The organism is Bacillus massilinigeriensis (genome assembly GCF_900117315.1).
GTDB classification, from domain to species: Bacteria; Bacillota; Bacilli; order Bacillales; family Cytobacillaceae; genus Bacillus_BE; species Bacillus_BE massilionigeriensis.
Genome location: NZ_LT630337.1, coordinates 1310248 through 1327846, shown reverse-complemented (window position 1 = coordinate 1327846; position 17599 = coordinate 1310248). Strand labels below are relative to the sequence as shown.

Below are 17599 nucleotides of genomic sequence, written 5' to 3'. Positions count from 1 at the left end.
GACTTAATATGGAGGTGAGGTACCTTGTCTGGTGAAGTATTATCACAAAGTGAAATAGATGCATTGTTATCTGCTCTGTCAACTGGTGAAATGGATGCGGATGAGCTAAAAAAAGAGCAGTCAGAAAAGAAAGTCAGAGTATATGATTTTAAGAGGGCATTGCGTTTTTCAAAGGATCAAATAAGAAGTTTAACAAGAATCCATGAAAACTTTGCAAGGCTTTTAACCACCTTCTTTTCTGCTCAGTTAAGAACCTACGTTCAAATCACTGTTGCATCAGCAGACCAAATTCCATATGAAGAGTTTATTCGATCCATACCAAAGATGACAGTCTTAAATGTTTTTGAAGTTCCACCTTTAGATGGTCGAATACTAATGGAGGTCAATCCAAATATTGCATATGCCATGATGGATAGACTTCTTGGTGGAAAAGGGACAAGCATAAATAAAGTTGAAAACTTAACAGAAATAGAAACCAAAATAATGTCTAACACTTTTGAACGTGCTTTTGAAAATTTACGGGAAGCATGGGAATCAATTGCTGAAATAGATCCAATTCTTTCAGATTTCGAAGTAAATCCACAGTTTTTACAAATGGTATCTCCAAATGAAACAGTTGTTGTCATCTCTTTAAATACCACGATTGGTGAGACTAGTGGAATGATTAATATATGTATCCCTCATGTAGTTTTAGAGCCGATAATTCCAAAATTATCTGTCCATTATTGGATGCAAACAGATAAAAAGGATAAGGACCCTCAAGAAATTGCTCTACTTGAGAGGAAGATTCAAAAAGCAGATGTCATGATTAATGCAGAGTTAGGGAGTTCAGAAATCTCCATTCAAGATTTTCTTATGCTTGATATTGGGGATGTAATTGAGCTCAATCAACCAATCGATCAGCCGTTAATAATCAAAATCGGCGATATCCCGAAATTTGTCGGACAACCAGGGAAAGTAAACAAAAAAATAGCAATTCAAGTTTTAGATGCTTTGAAGGGGGGAGACGACGATGATGAACGGTGATATGCTTTCTCAAGATGAAATCGATGCTCTACTAAGAGGATCTGATGATGATGATGAAGAAAATGTTAGTGATTCAGTAAATGTTGATGAATTTTTGTCTCCAATGGAAAAAGACGCCTTAGGTGAAATTGGAAACATTTCTTTTGGAAGCTCAGCAACAGCACTTTCAACCTTATTGAATCAAAAAGTGGATATTACTACTCCAACCGTATCCATTGTGATGAAGAATAAAATAACAGATGAATTTCCACATCCCTATGTTGCCATTCAAGTTAAATATACTGAGGGCTTTGCAGGAACAAATTTGCTAATTATAAAGCAATCAGATGCTGCTATTATTGCAGATTTGATGTTAGGCGGAGATGGAAAGAACGCCTCAGAAATGATGGGAGAAATCCAATTAAGTGCTGTACAGGAAGCTATGAACCAAATGATGGGTTCTTCCGCAACTTCCATGTCAACCATCTTTCATAAACGGGTAGATATATCTCCTCCATCTATTGATTTTTTAGATGTCGTTCATGGGGAAGGTACTGAACAACTACCAAACGATGATATGTTAGTGAAGGTATCATTTAGATTAAAAGTAGGAGAGCTTATAGATTCTAGTATCATGCAACTATTACCTTTGAATTTTGCAAAAAGTTTAGTCAATGAATTGCTAAATCCAAGCTCCCCAGAAATGAATGAACCTGATAAAATAGAGGATGACTATCCTTCGAATACTGATTCTTATGATCAACCAGTTCCAAGCCATCAAGCTGATCTTCGTCCAGAATCTTTTTCGAGCGAACCAGCATCAATGGGAGGAAATCCTGCTTCAAGCATGGCGCAAGGGGGATTCCCTAACATGCAGCAGCAAATGGGTGAATACCAAATGCCGCCTCAGCCTAATGCGTATCAAAACGCTCCGCAGCATTTTGGCGGATATCCAGGTGGTACGCCACCTACTGTTCAACCGGCTGTATTCTCGAGCTTTGAGCCAGTTCAGCTTCAGGAATCCGAAACTAAAAATTTAAATATGCTTTTGGATATTCCATTACAAGTGACTGTTGAACTAGGTCGTACAAAAAGATCAGTGAAAGAGATATTAGAATTATCAGCTGGGTCCATTATAGAGTTGGACAAGCTTGCTGGTGAACCAGTTGATATTCTCGTAAACAACCGTCTAATCGCAAAGGGTGAAGTGGTTGTTATAGACGAAAACTTTGGCGTTCGTGTAACAGATATTATCAGTCAAAGTGATCGTATTAAAAAATTAAGATAATCTAGTGGAGGTTAATGGAAATATGGCACATAGGATTTTAATTGTAGATGACGCAGCATTTATGAGGATGATGATTAAGGATATCCTATCCAAGAATGGTTATGAGGTTGTTGGAGAGGCATCTGATGGTGCACAGGCGGTTGAAAAGTATAAGGAAACACAACCTGATTTAGTTACAATGGATATTACAATGCCAGAAATGGATGGAATTACTTCATTAAAAGAAATTAAAAAAATCAATCCTAATGCTAAAGTCATTATGTGCTCAGCAATGGGGCAACAAGCGATGGTAATTGATGCTATTCAAGCAGGTGCTAAGGATTTTATCGTAAAACCTTTCCAAGCGGATCGTGTTTTAGAAGCTATATCAAAAACCTTAGGATAAATAAAAAGATTTAGAGGGTGCAGCGCATTGCGAAAAATAATGTTTTTCATGAGAGTGTTGCTTTTGGTCACTGTTGCTCTGCTAGGTTTAAACAAATTAGCCTATGCAGAGCAGGTTAATAAAAGTGTCAAGGAATGCTTGGAGAATCCGGATGCATGCAATCAAAATCAGCCAACAACTGAAAATGATAACACGAATACTAATACTACTGATAATAATAATGTAGGGTTAACAATATGGGATTTCTTGAAAATGATATTTGCAACCATATTTGTCGTTGCTCTACTTTATTTTATGCTTAAATTTATTAATAAAAAGAATAAATCCTATAAGAGTTCACAAATTATTGAGAATATTGGGGGAGCCTCCCTTGGATCTAATCGTTCTGTTCAAATTATTAAAGTGGGAAATCAATTATTAGTGGTTGGTGTTGGTGAAAGCATCCAGCTTTTAAAGGAAATAAATGATGAGGAAGAATACCGCCAAATTTTATCTAACTATAATGATAAAATGGAACAGCTTGTCCAACCAAGCGATATTGTGACAAAGGTATTAGAAAGAGCAAAAATAAAGAAAAAGAAGAGTACTACAGAAGAGAGCCAGTTCAGCACGATATTAAAGAATCAGCTTCAGGATATGAAGAATAATCGAAAAAAGATATTTGAAGATATGGAAAAGAAGGGGCCAGAAGATCGATGAATGAGTTTATGGAGTTTTTTAATAATAGCTCACCTGAAAATGTTTCAACTTCAGTGAAGCTCCTACTTCTCTTGACTGTTTTATCCATTGCTCCTAGCATACTCATTTTGATGACATGTTTTACACGGATTGTTATTGTTCTTTCCTTTGTCAGAACAGCGCTTGCAACCCAACAAATGCCACCAAATCAAGTAATTATTGGTTTATCGATTTTTTTAACCTTCTTTATCATGGCTCCGACCTTTCAAGAGGTAAACAAAACTTCTCTAACTCCGCTTTTTAACGAGGAAATTAATTTAGAAGAAGCGTATGATCGAGCCGCATTACCATTTAAAGAATTTATGAGTGCCCATACAAGGCAAAAGGATTTGGCATTATTTTTGGATTACGCGAAAGCAGATCGACCGGATTCAATAAAAGATATCCCGTTAACAACTCTCGTTCCTGCTTTTGCCATTAGTGAAATCAAAACTGCCTTTCAAATCGGCTTTATGATTTTTATTCCATTTTTAGTCATTGATATGGTAGTGGCGAGTGTGTTAATGTCGATGGGGATGATGATGCTTCCTCCGGTCATGATCTCTCTACCATTTAAAATCCTTTTATTTGTCCTTGTGGATGGATGGTATTTAGTTGTGAAATCTTTATTAGATAGTTTTTAAAGCAGGTGAAAATATATGACCCCAGAATCAGTTATCACAATTGCTGAACAAGGCATATGGGCCGTAATCATTATTTCGGGACCGTTATTGCTACTTGCTCTCGTTGTTGGATTAATCGTTAGTATCTTTCAAGCAACTACTCAAATTCAAGAGCAAACACTTGCATTTGTGCCAAAGATTGTTGCAGTTTTAGTCGGAATCGTTTTTTTTGGTCCTTTTATGCTGAGTCATATGCTGTCTTATGCAAATGAAATATTCTCAAATTTAACTAGGTTTGTAGGATGAATATTTTAGAATTCCTACCAAACTTTCCTGCTTTTTTATTGGTATTCGTTAGAGTAACATCATTTTTTCTAATGATGCCTTTGTTTTCTTACCGTACGATTCCAACAACTCATAAGATTGGTTTAGGGTTCTTTTTAGCTTGGATTATGTTCTATACAATTGATGCACCGACTCTAGAAATTGACGGTGCTTACTTTTTATTAATATTGAAAGAGGCATTAGTTGGAATTTCCATTGGATTTATTGCGTATTTAATTTTATCTGCGATTCAAATTGCAGGTGGATTTATTGACTTTCAAATGGGGTTTGCTATTGCCAATGTCATTGATCCGCAAACAGGGGCACAGAGCCCTCTAACTGGTCAATTTTTTTATATTGTTAGTCTGATGTTTTTATTAGCGGTTAACGGACATCACCTACTGATTGATGGGGTTTTCTACAGTTATCAATTTATACCGTTAGACCAAGCTTGGCTACCATTTGGTAATCAGGATATCATTGAATACATTATTCGGTCATTTAATTCTATGTTTATTGTTGCTTTTCAAATGTCGATTCCTGTCGTCGGGAGTATTTTCCTTGTTGATATTGCATTAGGTATTGTCGCAAGGACTGTTCCTCAACTAAATATATTTGTTGTTGGGATACCTGTGAAAATTGCTGTTAGTTTTATCGTGTTAATCTCTGTTATGAGTGTGATGATGATGGCTGTGTCCCAGCTATTTGAACTAATGTTTGAAACAATGAGAGGTCTTATGGATCTTTTGGGGGGTTCATAAAGAATGGAATGGTTATCTTTAGATTTACAGTTTTTTGCTGGTGAGAAAACGGAAAAAGCGACACCGAAAAAACGTCAAGATGCTCGGAAAAAAGGGCAGGTTGCGAAAAGTCAAGATATTAATACAGCGGTCGGACTACTTGCAGTGTTTCTGTTTTTATTATTTGCCAGCGGATATTTAAGAGAAAGAATTGTCAATTTATTTAGATACCCTTTTCAAGAATACATGCTTATGGAAATTACGGCGAACAATATTCAAATTGTTTTCCTTGATATATTACAACAACTAGCTTTATTACTTGGACCGATCCTGCTTGTCGCTCTAATAGCAGGAGTAGCCTCGAATTATATGCAGGTCGGTTTTCTATTTTCTGCAGAGGCCATTCAATTTAAGCTTGAAAAAATCAATCCGATTAGCGGATTTAAAAGAATTTTTTCGATGCGGGCGATAGTAGAATTGTTGAAATCAATATTAAAAATTAGTTTTGTAGGATTCGTAACATTTATTGTTTTATGGACTAGGAAAGAAGAAATTCTCATATTGTCTCAAAAATCGATAGGAGACATCATGGCAACCTTGGCCAATTTAACCGTACAAATGGGTTTATTTGCATCTGGTGCCCTGCTTTTTTTATCTCTATTAGACTATCTTTATCAAAAATATGATTTTGAGAAAAATATTAGAATGTCAAAACAAGATATAAAAGACGAGTATAAAAACTCTGAAGGGGATCCTCTCATAAAGTCAAAGATAAAACAAAGACAACGAGAAATGGCCATGAGAAGGATGATGCAGGAAGTACCAAACGCAGATGTGGTTATTACCAATCCAACTCACTATGCCATCGCTTTAAAATATGATGAAAATAAGCTAGAAGCACCTTATGTAGTAGCAAAAGGGGTCGACTTTATGGCTCAGAAAATAAAATTGATTGCCAAAGAAAATGATGTCATGACAGTTGAGAATCGACCACTTGCGCGTGCGTTATACAGTCAAGTTGAGGTAGGAGATGCGATTCCTGAAGAATTCTTCAAGGCAGTTGCAGAAATTCTTGCTTACGTTTATAAAACTAAAAACATTATATAAAGATATATTTTCTAATATAGATTGGGGAGAAAAGAATGGCAGTAAAAGACTTGTCAGTTTTGCTAAGTGTCATATTAATTGTTGCAATGCTGATTATCCCTTTTCCCACATGGTTGTTAAGTATTTTAATCATCATTAATATTTCTTTAGCTTTACTTGTACTGCTTACAACGATGAATATGAGTGAACCATTGCAATTTTCAATATTTCCTTCTTTGTTATTATTGCTTACTCTCTTTCGTCTTGGACTCAATGTATCAACGACACGCTCCATCCTTTCTACAGGGGATGCAGGGGGAGTTGTTCATACCTTTGGAACATTCGTTGTAGGTGGGAATGTTGTAGTTGGTCTTGTTGTATTCTTAATCTTGGTTATTATTCAATTTATAGTTATTACTAAAGGTGCAGAACGTGTATCAGAAGTTGCAGCCCGATTTACATTAGACGCGATGCCAGGTAAACAGATGAGTATTGACGCGGATTTAAACGCAGGAATGATTTCTGAACAAGAAGCGCGCGAACGAAGGGAAAAAGTTAGCCGTGAGGCGGATTTTTATGGAGCTATGGATGGTGCGAGTAAATTCGTTAAGGGGGATGCGATTGCCGGGATTATTATCGTTTTAATCAACTTAATCTTTGGTATCGTTATCGGAATGCTGCAGCAGGGTATGTCAATCCAGGATGCAGCAACCCACTTTTCTCTTCTTTCCGTGGGTGATGGGATTGTCAGTCAAATTCCAGCCTTGTTAATATCAACAGCTACTGGTATCGTTGTAACCCGTGCTGCATCCGACGGAAATCTTGGACAGGATATTACAAAACAATTATTCGCATTTCCAAAAATGCTGTATGTCACAGCTGGAACCATATTTTTATTAGGATTATTCACACCAATTAGTGATATTTTAACTATTCCTGTTGCCGGCCTCTTAACTTTAGGAGCGTATCGATTCACCCGGATTCCAGAGCCTGACGAAAGCCAATTGCAGGAGCTCGAGGAAGTCATTGAGACAGATGAGATGAAGAGCCCTGAGAGTGTTGTAAGTCTATTAAACATTGATCCTATCGAATTCGAGTTTGGCTACGGATTAATTCCGTTAGCAGATGCAAATCAGGGTGGAGACTTGCTAGATAGAATTGTCATGATTCGCAGACAGCTTGCCATTGAGTTAGGGCTTGTTATACCAGTTGTAAGGATAAGAGATAATATTCAACTGCAGCCGAATGAATATCGGTTAAAAATAAAGGGTAATGAGATGGCGAGAGGTGAATTACTGCTTGATCATTATTTAGCAATGAGTCCAGGAGTGGAGGACGACTCGATTGAAGGCATTGACACAGTAGAACCATCCTTTGGTCTACCTGCAAAATGGATTACAGAGGAGATGAAGGAGAGGGCTGAGATATTTGGCTATACTGTCGTTGATCCACCTTCTGTTGTATCTACTCATGTGACAGAAGTCATAAGGGCGAATGCGCATGAATTACTTGGTCGTCAAGAAACGAAGCAGTTAATCGATCACCTTAAGGAGAGCTATCCAATATTAGTCGAAGAAGTAACACCAAATCCATTATCTGTTGGTGAAGTTCAAAAGGTTCTTGCTAAGCTTTTAAAAGAAAATGTATCCATTAGAAATCTTCCTATTATTTTTGAAACTCTTGCAGATTTTGGGAAAATGTCAACTGATACAGATTTATTAACTGAGTATGTGAGACAAGCTCTAGCTAGACAAATTACGAACCAATTTTCTTCCCAGAATGATTCCCTCAAGGTTGTTACGTTATCTGGAAAAGTGGAAAAGCTAGTAGCAGATGCTATTCAACATACTGAACATGGAAATTATTTATCCCTAGATCCAAATAATTCTCAAAATATATTAGAATCGATTGCTCAATCAGTGGAGCAATTATCCTTAATGAATCAAACGCCCATCGTTCTATGTTCACCAGCTGTAAGGATGTATGTGCGTCAATTAACAGAACGTTATTTTCCTCAAATTCCGATTTTATCCTATAATGAATTAGAGGCAAATGTTGAAGTACAAAGCGTAGGGGTGGTGAATATAGAATGAAGATAAAAAAATATATTGCACCAACAATGCCAGAAGCAATGAAGCAAATTCGGGCAGAGCTTGGCAATGAGGCTGTTATTCTAAATTCAAAGGTTATTCATACTGGCGGATTTTTAGGCTTCTTTAAGAAGCGAAGCATTGAGGTTATTGCAGCGATAGACCCAAAACCTAAAATTGAACCAGCCATAAAAATAAAAGAAAAAACCATTCCAATTCAAAAGGAAACTTCAGTTATTCAAAAGGATTATTTAATACCAGCTAATCCAAAAACAAAAAGTCAAGAGAAAACCTCTAATGATTTAATCAAGGAATTAGCTGAGTTAAAGGATATGATTAAGAACCTTCCTTCTCATAATGAAGGAATTAATATTTCCTATCCAGATCCCATAAAGGAAATACAGCAAATGTTGATTTCTATGGAAATTAACCCCAATTATAGGGAAGAATTGCTTAGTACACTTATTGAAAAATGGTACAAGGAGGGGGCAAATTTAACAAAGGATGAGCTCCTTCAATGTGTAAAAGAAATATTATTAAACAAACTTTCAGCTATTCCACATGGTGGGATTTCCTTTAAAAAGAAATTTGTCAATGTCATCGGCCCTACAGGTGTTGGGAAAACAACGACACTGGCAAAGATAGCAGCGGAGTGTGTTCTGAATCACCATAAAAAGGTTGCGTTTATCACAACTGACACCTATAGAATTGCAGCAATTGACCAATTAAAAACCTATGCAAAAATATTAAATGTTCCCATCGAAGTTTGTTACAATGTGGATGATTTCAGAAAGGCTTCAATCAAATTTATTGATTATGATATTGTGTTAGTAGATACTGCTGGCCGTAATTATCGTAACAAGCAGTATGTGGATGATTTATCAGGTAAAATGGACTTTAAGAATAATATTGAAACATTCCTTGTGCTTTCCTTAACAGCAAAACAAAAAGACATGGAAGAGATATTTCAGCAGTTTTCCTCGATTATAATTGATAAGTTTATATTCACAAAAGTAGATGAAACCTCCACATATGGGGCGATGTTGAATCTTACCCAAAAATATAATATAGGAATCGCGTATTTAACAAATGGTCAAAATGTTCCTGAGGACATCCTTGAAGCAAAACCAGAAGTTATTACGAATATTTTACTTGGAGTCGATCCCCATGAATGATCAAGCTCAAGGTTTAAGAAATCAGTTGAAGTCGATGGATTCTAGAAGGAAAACAAAGACACTCGCAGTAATAAGTGGAAAAGGCGGAGTTGGAAAATCGAACTTTTCGTTAAATTTTGCCATTTCCTTGGCTAAGCGTGGAAATGCCGTGTTACTATTTGATATGGATATTGGCATGGGAAATCTTGATATTCTAATGGGGCAGACACCAGATTATTCGATTGTTGATTTTATTAATCAAAATGTCTCATTAAAAGATGTAATAATGAAAGGTTTAAATAACTTAGATGTAATAGCAGGAGGCACAGGACTTTCACAGCTAGTGAAAATGGATAAAGAAGAAACTAGTCGGTTTATGGGGGAATTGTCATTATTGCTTGTCAACTATGACTATATTATCTTTGATATGGGTGCCGGAGCAAGTGATGAGGCACTCAATATTATTCTTTCAGTTGACGAAGTTGTGGTGATAACTACTTCAGAACCAACTTCCATAACAGATGCTTACGCAATGATGAAATATATTCATTTATTAAATCAATCGATACCTTTTTATATTGTTGTCAATCGTGTACAATCTGAAAAAGAGGGAAAAGATACAATGCGACGATTACAAACGGTTGTTAAACAATTTCTTGAAAAAGACACAAGCGCATTTGGATTGATTCCTGAGGATCGTTCTATTCATCAGGCTGTAAAAAGGCAAATTCCATATACATTATTTAATGCTAATTCGCCTGCAACGAAGGCAATACTTGATATTACCGAACGATATGTAAACGATAATTTAAATCAAAGCCAAAGCTCTAGTGCTTTTCGTTTTGTTTCAAAGTTAAAGCAATTTCTCTTTGAAAGGTAGTGCTTCTGTGTGGAAAGAATTAAGGTACTTGTCGTAGACGACTCAGCTTTTATGCGAAAATTAATTCAAGACTTTTTTTCGGAAAATTCACGGTTCCAAGTGGTTGGTACTGCTCGAAATGGGCAGGATGCTATCAAAAAGATTAATGAATTAAAGCCTGATGTTGTAACAATGGATATTGAGATGCCGGTATTAAACGGTTTAGAGGCTTTAAAATTCATTATGAGAGAAAACCCCGTTCCAGTAGTAATGCTATCTAGCACAACGTTTGAGGGAGCGGAAAACACTGTACAGGCTATTCAACTTGGAGCGGTTGACTTTATCGCCAAACCGTCTGGGGCAATATCCTTAGATCTTCACAAGATTAAGGACGAGCTTTATGAAAAAGTAATTTCTGCTAGTAAAGTAAACATGAAGCAACTTGTAAAATTACCTTCTATAGGAAAAAATGGTTCAAAATCTACTAATAACTATAGTAAAATAGAACCAAAAGGAGTATCTAGTAATAAGGAATCGATTTCTATTAACTGGAATCAATCACTACAAAAAGTAATTTGTATAGGTACTTCCACTGGAGGTCCAAGGGCTTTACAACATGTTTTAACCAAGCTACCAAAAAATTTGGATGCACCTGTACTTGTTGTGCAGCATATGCCACCAGGTTTTACAAAAAGCTTGGCAAATAGATTGGACTCACTTTCAGAAATTTCAGTCAAAGAAGCGGAAGATGGTGAAATCCTTAAAAAAGGGACAGCTTATATTGCCCCTGGAGGATACCATCTTAAGGTTCAGAAGGTAGGCACAAGGTTAGCAGTGAAGATTGACCAAACTCCAGCAAGAAATGGTCATCGTCCATCTGTTGATGTGATGTTTGAATCCATTAGCGAAATTAACGACATGGCAAAAATTGCAGTTGTCATGACCGGTATGGGTTCTGATGGTTCTTTGGGATTACAAGCATTGAAAAAAAATGGGATAGTCAAAGCAATTGCAGAATCAAAAGAAACATCCATAGTTTTTGGAATGCCAAAAGCAGCAATATTAACAAACCAGATAGATGAAGTTCAAAATGTAGAGCATATAGCAGAATCGATTTTGAAATATGTTTAATGCCGAGGGGTGTAAGGCGAATGGATATGAATCAGTATTTAGAAGTGTTTATTGAAGAAAGTAAAGAGCATTTACAATCATGTAACGAGCACATTTTAGAGTTAGAAAAAAACCCTGAAGATATGAATATTGTAAATGAAATTTTTCGTTCTGCACATACATTAAAAGGTATGTCAGCGACGATGGGATATGAGGATTTAGCTAATTTGACCCACAAGATGGAGAATGTCCTTGATGCAATAAGAAATCACAAGATTGTGGTCACTCCTGAAGTTTTAGATGTGGTCTTTTTAGCTATTGACGACCTTGAAGCAATGGTTGCTTCTATCGCTGAGGGTGGAGACGGAAAAAGAAATGTAACTGAAGTGGTTGGCAAGCTAGAATTAATTGAAAAAGGTGAAAGTCCAATTGTTCAAAGCACGAAGGAAGAAGTGGCAGTAGCAACTGCTGAACCTGTAAACATAAGTAGTAAATTTGATGAATTCGAGCTTACAGTCATTCAACAATCGAAGGAACAAGGCTTCGAAACATATGAGGTCGATATTAGTTTACGAGAAGATTGCTTGTTAAAAGCAGCAAGAGTTTTCATGGTATTTGAAGTTCTTGAAAAATTAGGTGAAGTCATTAAATCCATACCGACCACTGATCAATTAGAGGAAGAACAATTTGATTATCAATTTACAGTGACACTTATTTCCAAAGAGCCAAAAGAAGATATTGAAAAGAAAATTATGAAAGTATCTGAAGTTGAAAAGGTAGAAGCAAAGGTTCTGTCCCTAGAGGATATTCGTCAAAAGCAAGAGGCGCATAATCAGATGGAGCAAAAGCTTCAAGAAGAGCAAACTTCTGAACCTGTCGTAGCGAAACAAAATGATGATAAGAAGAAAAATACAACCCCTTCACCAAAACAAACAGCTAGTAAAACAATCCGTGTGAACATTGAGCGGTTGGATATTCTAATGAATTTGTTTGAAGAACTTGTTATTGATCGAGGAAGATTGGAACAAATCTCTAAAGAGCTAAATAATCAAGAATTACATGAGACTGTGGAAAGAATGACTCGTACATCTGGGGATTTACAAAATATTATCCTCAATATGAGAATGGTGCCAGTTGAAACGGTATTTAATCGCTTCCCACGTATGGTTAGACAACTGGCTCGTGATCTTGGGAAAAAAGTCAACTTGGATATTATCGGTGCTGAGACAGAGTTGGATCGAACAGTTATTGATGAAATCGGTGATCCACTGGTCCATTTAATCCGTAACGCACTTGATCACGGAGTAGAAACTCCTGAAGCAAGAAAGGCGAAAGGAAAGAATGAGGAAGGGTCTGTCACACTTAAAGCTTATCATAGTGGAAACCATGTCTTTATTGAAATTGAGGATGATGGTGCTGGAATTAGTAGAGAAAAGGTTTTAAAGAAAGCCATTAGTAAAGGAATAGTCAATGAACAAATGGCATCCACGCTTTCAGATAAACAAGTATATGAACTAATTTTAGCTTCAGGATTCTCTACAGCAGAAAAGATATCGGATGTTTCTGGACGTGGAGTCGGTCTAGATGTTGTTAAAAACACGATCGAGTCACTAGGTGGAACAGTTTCAATTGATTCAAAAGAAGGAGCAGGTTCCATATTCTCTATTCAATTACCTCTAACATTATCAATCATTTCTGTAATGTTAGTTGAAATACAGAGGGAAAAATTTGCAATTCCGCTCTCTTCAATTATTGAAACAGCCATTGTTAAAAAGGATGAAATCTTAAACGCTCACAATCAGAGAGTTATTGATTTCCGTGGTAGAGTTGTCCCTCTATTATTCTTAAAAGAAATATTCGAAGTCCCTGTTTTTGAAGAAGAGGATGAGTATTATTCAGTAGTCATCGTTCGAAAAGGTGATAAAATGGCTGGGCTCGTGGTTGACTCCTTTATTGGACAACAAGAGGTCGTCTTGAAATCTCTTGGTAATTATTTAACCAATGTATTTGCAATTTCTGGAGCAACGATTTTAGGTGACGGACAAGTAGCTCTCATAGTGGATTGCAATGCCTTAATTAAATAATGTAAAAGAAACAAATTAAAGGAGTGATTACGATGACTGAGACATTACAACCTACTGATATCAAATTAATTGTTTTTCAAATTAAAGAAAAAGAATATGCGATACCTGTAAGCCAGGTACGTTCCATAGAAAAAGTTGAACATATTACAAGGGTTCCAAGTACTGCTGATTTTGTAAAAGGAGTAATTAATTTACGAGGTGTAGTCACACCAATTATAGACCTAAGAACGCGTTTCGGTTTAGATGAGGTGGAATACTCAGATAATACTCGTGTAATTATAGTTTCTTTAGAGGATATGGATGTAGGTTTAATTGTGGATGCAGCTAATGATGTAATAGATATTCCAACAAACGCAATCGAACCACCGCCAGAAATCGTCGGAGTATCAGAAGCAGAGTATGTTCAGGGCGTTGCCAAAATTGATAAGAGATTACTAATATTAATTGAACTTGAAAAGGTATTAATGCCATTAGAATCAAAAGGAATACCGGGTCATGAGTGATAACAGTAATTTTTTTAATAAGATTTCTACAATTCATTTAGATGTTTTAAAAGAAATCGGAAATATTGGTGCAGGTCATGCTGCGACTGCACTATCCCAATTATTAAATAGAAAAATAGACATGAAGGTTCCTGATGTTCGAATTGTATCATTTGATGAAATGATGGAAATGGCAGGAGGAGCTGAAAATGTTGTGGCTGGGGTTTTCTTGCGAATTGAAGGAGAGGCCCCAGGAAGTATGTTTTTTGTTTTGCCTTTGCATCAGGCAACAAAGTTTATTCAACATATGATCGGCGATTCTACGTTTAGCTTTGAAAACCCACCGTATAGCGAATTAGCTCTCTCTGCATTACAAGAATTAGGGAATATTTTAGCAGGGTCCTATTTAACATCTTTATCCGATTTTACTCATTTGGATTTATATCCTTCCGTTCCAGCATTGAGTATTGACATGGTTGGGGCGATCATCAGTTTCGGATTACTAGAATTATCACAAGTAAGTGATTATGCTATTGTTATTGATACAGCATTAAATGAAGAAGTGGAAAACATCACTGAAAGCGTAAGGGGACATTTCTTCTTACTTCCAGATCCAGATTCATTTCACACCATTTTCCAATCCTTGGGAGTTATGGAAAATGACTGATTGTCTTCAAGTGATTAAAGTAGGCATTGCAGATATGAATATCGTGACCCCCCCTAATTGTATCCGCACTTCAGGACTCGGTTCATGCGTTGGGGTAGTAGTATACGATCAGGGAAAAGAGCTTGCAGGTTTGGCGCATGTTATGCTGCCAGATTCCGCACTTGCCAAAGCAGGATCAATGAATATTGCAAAATATGCGGATACCGCAGTCAAGGAATTAGTCAATACATTGATAAAGAATGGGGCACGTTCAACTGCATTAAGGGCAAAAATTGCCGGTGGGGCGCAAATGTTTCATTTTGCCAGTGGAAATGATATGATGCGAATTGGCCCACGAAATGTTGAGGCTGTAAAAAAAGAATTACAGGCTCTTCGGATTGCAATCATTGCTGAAGATGTCGGTGGAAATAGTGGAAGAACAATAGAATTTAATCCTAAAAGCTGCATGTTAAATATTCGAACTGTAAATAAAGGTGTAAAAGAAATTTAAGATTGGATTAAGCTTTTTCCTTTGAATAGAATCCTGTTTCGCGATTTATTGTTTTTTATGGTAAAACTTTTACTATTAGGTAAACATATAAATACTTCATTGATTTATGATAAATATCAGCCATCGCTTATAGATCGGCTGATTTTTTATGAATAGCTTTGTTCATGTTATTCTGTTTTTGGTATAATGTTGGTAAGGATGGTAACGTTTTAAGGAGGATTACAATGGTACAAGCTTCCACGACAGAAGAACAAAAGATTTGGGAGAATTGGATTCAATCTCGAGATTCCGAAGCAGGAAATCTTTTGGTGAAAAAATATATGCCATTAGTAAACTACCATGTTCAACGAATCTCGGTAACTCTTCCGAAAAACGTTTCAAGAGATGATATTAGAAGTCTCGGCATGATGGGACTATACGACGCATTAGAAAAATTCGATCCAAAGAGAGATCTGAAATTCGATACTTATGCTTCTTTTCGAGTAAGGGGTGCCATTTTAGATGGATTACGAAAAGAAGATTGGCTTCCAAGAGGAACAAGAGAAAAGGCTAAAAAGATTGAGGCAACCATAGAAAAGCTTGAGCAAAGATTTATGAGGAACGTAGAGGTATCAGAAATCGCGACTGAGATGAATTTAAGCGAGGAAGAAGTCTATACCACTATTAATGAATACTATTTTGCGAATTTTGTTTCAATGGATGATCGCACAAATGATCCTGAAGATAAAGAAGGTCATTCCTATCATATCAAAGATGAAAAGGCATTAGACCCTCAGGACAAAGTAGTTCAGGATGAAAATATAAAGGATTTAGCTAGTCATATCTCTCAATTAAATGATAATGAGCAGCTAGTTCTGAGTTTATTTTACAAAGAGGAACTAACATTAACCGAGATAGGACAGGTTTTAAATTTGTCGACCTCAAGAATATCACAAATACATTCAAAGGCCATTTTTAAATTGCGTCAATCGCTTCAAAAAGTAATGAACAAAGTGAACAAATAAAGGTATCAAACAGGGGAGAGGATCACTTTGGAAAAATCTTTTAAAGTTCAAGTATCCAAAGATCGGTTGCAGGCTTATTTAGATATTTTGATTCCAGTAAACAATGCCCCAGATTTTACGTTAGAGGAATTGGATGCCTTTTTAAAAAAACAGAGGATAGTATATGGAATTAATAAGGAGCAATTAATTCATATTTGCTCAAATCCAAAAGCCATCAAATATCCTGTGTGTATAGCAGAAGGCAAACCCGTCATTCATGGGGAAGATGCCTATTTACAAAATGAAATTCAAGTATCGGAGAATGTACAAAAGGAAAAATTAAATTTTCGAGATGTGCTTAATATCCCATCAGTAAAAAATGGTCAGCTTATTGCAACAATTGTTCCCCCTACTCAAGGGGTAGACGGGATAGATGTTTATGGTAGAAGGCTGGTTGCAAGGAATGGAAAGCCATTAAGAATTAGACCAGGGAAAAATGTTACCCTACAAGGGAATCAGTTTTTTTCAACTGACAATGGTCAGCTAAGTGTTACAGAAAATCGAATTTCCGTAAATCCCGTATTTGAGGTTAATGGAGATATTGACCTAAAAACAGGAAACATCAACTTTATTGGAACCGTCATCATCCAAGGAGACGTTCCTTCGGGATATGAAATAAAGGCAGGTGGAGACCTTCAAATACGGGGAATTGTTGAGGGTGCTTATTTGGAGGCAGGAGGAAATATTACAGTAAGAGGTGGGATTACTGGTGGAAAACGGGGAAGAGTAATCGCCGGAGGAAATATTCAAGCAGCCTACTTAAATCAAGCAAATGTTAGAGCTGGACAAAGTGTGATCATCGAGTCTTCCCTTTTACACAGTGAGGTCCAAGCAATGGACTCTATTATATGTCAAAATGGCCCAATTATCGGAGGACGATTGGTTGCAGGAAAAGATATAAAAGCAAAAGAAATTGGAAATCGCCTGTTTACAAAAACAGATTTGTTTATAGGAACGAATCCACTATTAGAAGATAAGGAACAAAGATTATTGGAGGAAAAAAAGAGTATAACTGATAATCTAAAAAAACTAGAAATTCTTGAACACAAGTTAACAGAAACCATTAAGCATGTAGGTAGGATTACTGAGGAACATAAGGTAATGCTTCAAAAACAAAAAGCTACCAAACAGCAGCTTGAAGCAAATTTAAAGGAAATAAATGAACAGTTGATGCTAATAGCAGAGGAAAAAGAGCTTAATGCAACTGCATCAGTAACAGTTACAGATACTGTGTTCCCAAATACAACCATACATTTTGGGAAGTATTCTAGAATTATTCAAAAGAAACATACATTTACTAGATTTAATATACTGAATGGGGATATTCAATTTGAGCCTATAGGGTAATGAACGCTGAAGTAATTATATTATTGGCGGTGTTAAAGAAAAATCAACATTCTAGATTAACAAAGCTATTATATTAAGAGAAGACGGCATTCTTAATAAAGGAAG

General features: G+C 36.3%; 18 protein-coding genes. All 18 read left to right on the top strand.

Going from position 1 to position 17599, the window contains the following annotated elements:
• Positions 1-24 precede the first annotated feature (24 nt).
• The 18 genes from fliM (at position 25) to BQ6100_RS06555 (ending at position 17494) form a co-directional block, all read left to right on the top strand.
• Entirely contained in the window at positions 25-1026 is a 1002-nt protein-coding gene (gene fliM / locus BQ6100_RS06640; protein WP_075980918.1) for a flagellar motor switch protein FliM, read from the top strand.
• The gene (fliY, locus tag BQ6100_RS06635) at positions 1013-2293 is read left to right on the top strand and encodes a flagellar motor switch phosphatase FliY (RefSeq protein WP_075980917.1); all 1281 of its coding nucleotides are present in this window, start codon (positions 1013-1015) and stop codon (positions 2291-2293) included. Before fliM ends, fliY begins: the two co-directional genes overlap by 14 nt.
• A 22-nt stretch (positions 2294-2315) precedes the next feature.
• Positions 2316-2678: a response regulator gene (locus tag BQ6100_RS06630; RefSeq protein ID WP_075980916.1), complete on the top strand. Its 363-nt coding sequence runs from the start codon at positions 2316-2318 to the stop codon at positions 2676-2678.
• Between the two features lie 27 nt (positions 2679-2705).
• A complete protein-coding gene (locus BQ6100_RS06625) occupies positions 2706-3377 on the top strand; it encodes a flagellar biosynthetic protein FliO (RefSeq protein WP_235816497.1) in 672 nt (223 codons plus the stop codon).
• Positions 3374-4039, top strand: a complete 666-nt coding sequence (fliP, locus tag BQ6100_RS06620; protein WP_075980915.1) for a flagellar type III secretion system pore protein FliP — start codon at positions 3374-3376, stop codon at positions 4037-4039. Before BQ6100_RS06625 ends, fliP begins: the two co-directional genes overlap by 4 nt.
• A 15-nt stretch (positions 4040-4054) precedes the next feature.
• Positions 4055-4324, top strand: coding sequence for a flagellar biosynthesis protein FliQ (fliQ, locus tag BQ6100_RS06615; protein WP_075980914.1), 270 nt, complete (start codon positions 4055-4057; stop codon positions 4322-4324).
• A gap of 2 nt (positions 4325-4326) precedes the next feature.
• Positions 4327-5103: a flagellar biosynthetic protein FliR gene (gene fliR / locus BQ6100_RS06610; protein WP_075983463.1), complete on the top strand. Its 777-nt coding sequence runs from the start codon at positions 4327-4329 to the stop codon at positions 5101-5103.
• Positions 5104-5106: 3 nt separating this feature from the next.
• Positions 5107-6189 carry a flagellar biosynthesis protein FlhB gene (gene flhB, locus BQ6100_RS06605; protein WP_075980913.1) on the top strand — a complete coding sequence of 361 codons (1083 nt, stop codon included), beginning with the start codon at positions 5107-5109 and terminating at the stop codon, positions 6187-6189.
• A gap of 35 nt (positions 6190-6224) precedes the next feature.
• The gene (gene flhA, locus BQ6100_RS06600) at positions 6225-8261 is read left to right on the top strand and encodes a flagellar biosynthesis protein FlhA (RefSeq protein WP_075980912.1); all 2037 of its coding nucleotides are present in this window, start codon (positions 6225-6227) and stop codon (positions 8259-8261) included.
• A complete protein-coding gene (gene flhF, locus BQ6100_RS06595; protein WP_075980911.1) occupies positions 8258-9433 on the top strand; it encodes a flagellar biosynthesis protein FlhF in 1176 nt (391 codons plus the stop codon). The genes flhA and flhF overlap by 4 nt, the downstream gene beginning before the upstream one ends.
• Complete coding sequence (locus BQ6100_RS06590) at positions 9426-10292, top strand: MinD/ParA family protein (protein ID WP_075980910.1); 867 nt, start codon at positions 9426-9428, stop codon at positions 10290-10292. Before flhF ends, BQ6100_RS06590 begins: the two co-directional genes overlap by 8 nt.
• 9 nt (positions 10293-10301) lie before the next feature.
• Positions 10302-11402 (top strand): protein-glutamate methylesterase/protein-glutamine glutaminase, encoded by a 1101-nt coding sequence (locus BQ6100_RS06585; protein WP_075980909.1) that lies wholly within the window; start codon positions 10302-10304, stop codon positions 11400-11402.
• Between the two features lie 20 nt (positions 11403-11422).
• Positions 11423-13465 (top strand): chemotaxis protein CheA, encoded by a 2043-nt coding sequence (locus BQ6100_RS06580; protein WP_075980908.1) that lies wholly within the window; start codon positions 11423-11425, stop codon positions 13463-13465.
• A 32-nt stretch (positions 13466-13497) separates the two neighbouring features.
• Positions 13498-13968, top strand: a complete 471-nt coding sequence (locus BQ6100_RS06575) for a chemotaxis protein CheW (RefSeq protein WP_075980907.1) — start codon at positions 13498-13500, stop codon at positions 13966-13968.
• A complete protein-coding gene (locus BQ6100_RS06570) occupies positions 13961-14614 on the top strand; it encodes a chemotaxis protein CheC (RefSeq protein ID WP_075980906.1) in 654 nt (217 codons plus the stop codon). Before BQ6100_RS06575 ends, BQ6100_RS06570 begins: the two co-directional genes overlap by 8 nt.
• Entirely contained in the window at positions 14607-15104 is a 498-nt protein-coding gene (locus tag BQ6100_RS06565; RefSeq protein ID WP_075980905.1) for a chemotaxis protein CheD, read from the top strand. The genes BQ6100_RS06570 and BQ6100_RS06565 overlap by 8 nt, the downstream gene beginning before the upstream one ends.
• A gap of 224 nt (positions 15105-15328) precedes the next feature.
• Positions 15329-16108 carry a FliA/WhiG family RNA polymerase sigma factor gene (locus tag BQ6100_RS06560; RefSeq protein WP_075980904.1) on the top strand — a complete coding sequence of 260 codons (780 nt, stop codon included), beginning with the start codon at positions 15329-15331 and terminating at the stop codon, positions 16106-16108.
• Positions 16109-16135: 27 nt separating this feature from the next.
• Positions 16136-17494 carry a DUF342 domain-containing protein gene (locus tag BQ6100_RS06555; RefSeq protein ID WP_075980903.1) on the top strand — a complete coding sequence of 453 codons (1359 nt, stop codon included), beginning with the start codon at positions 16136-16138 and terminating at the stop codon, positions 17492-17494.
• The last annotated feature ends 105 nt before the right edge of the window (positions 17495-17599 follow it).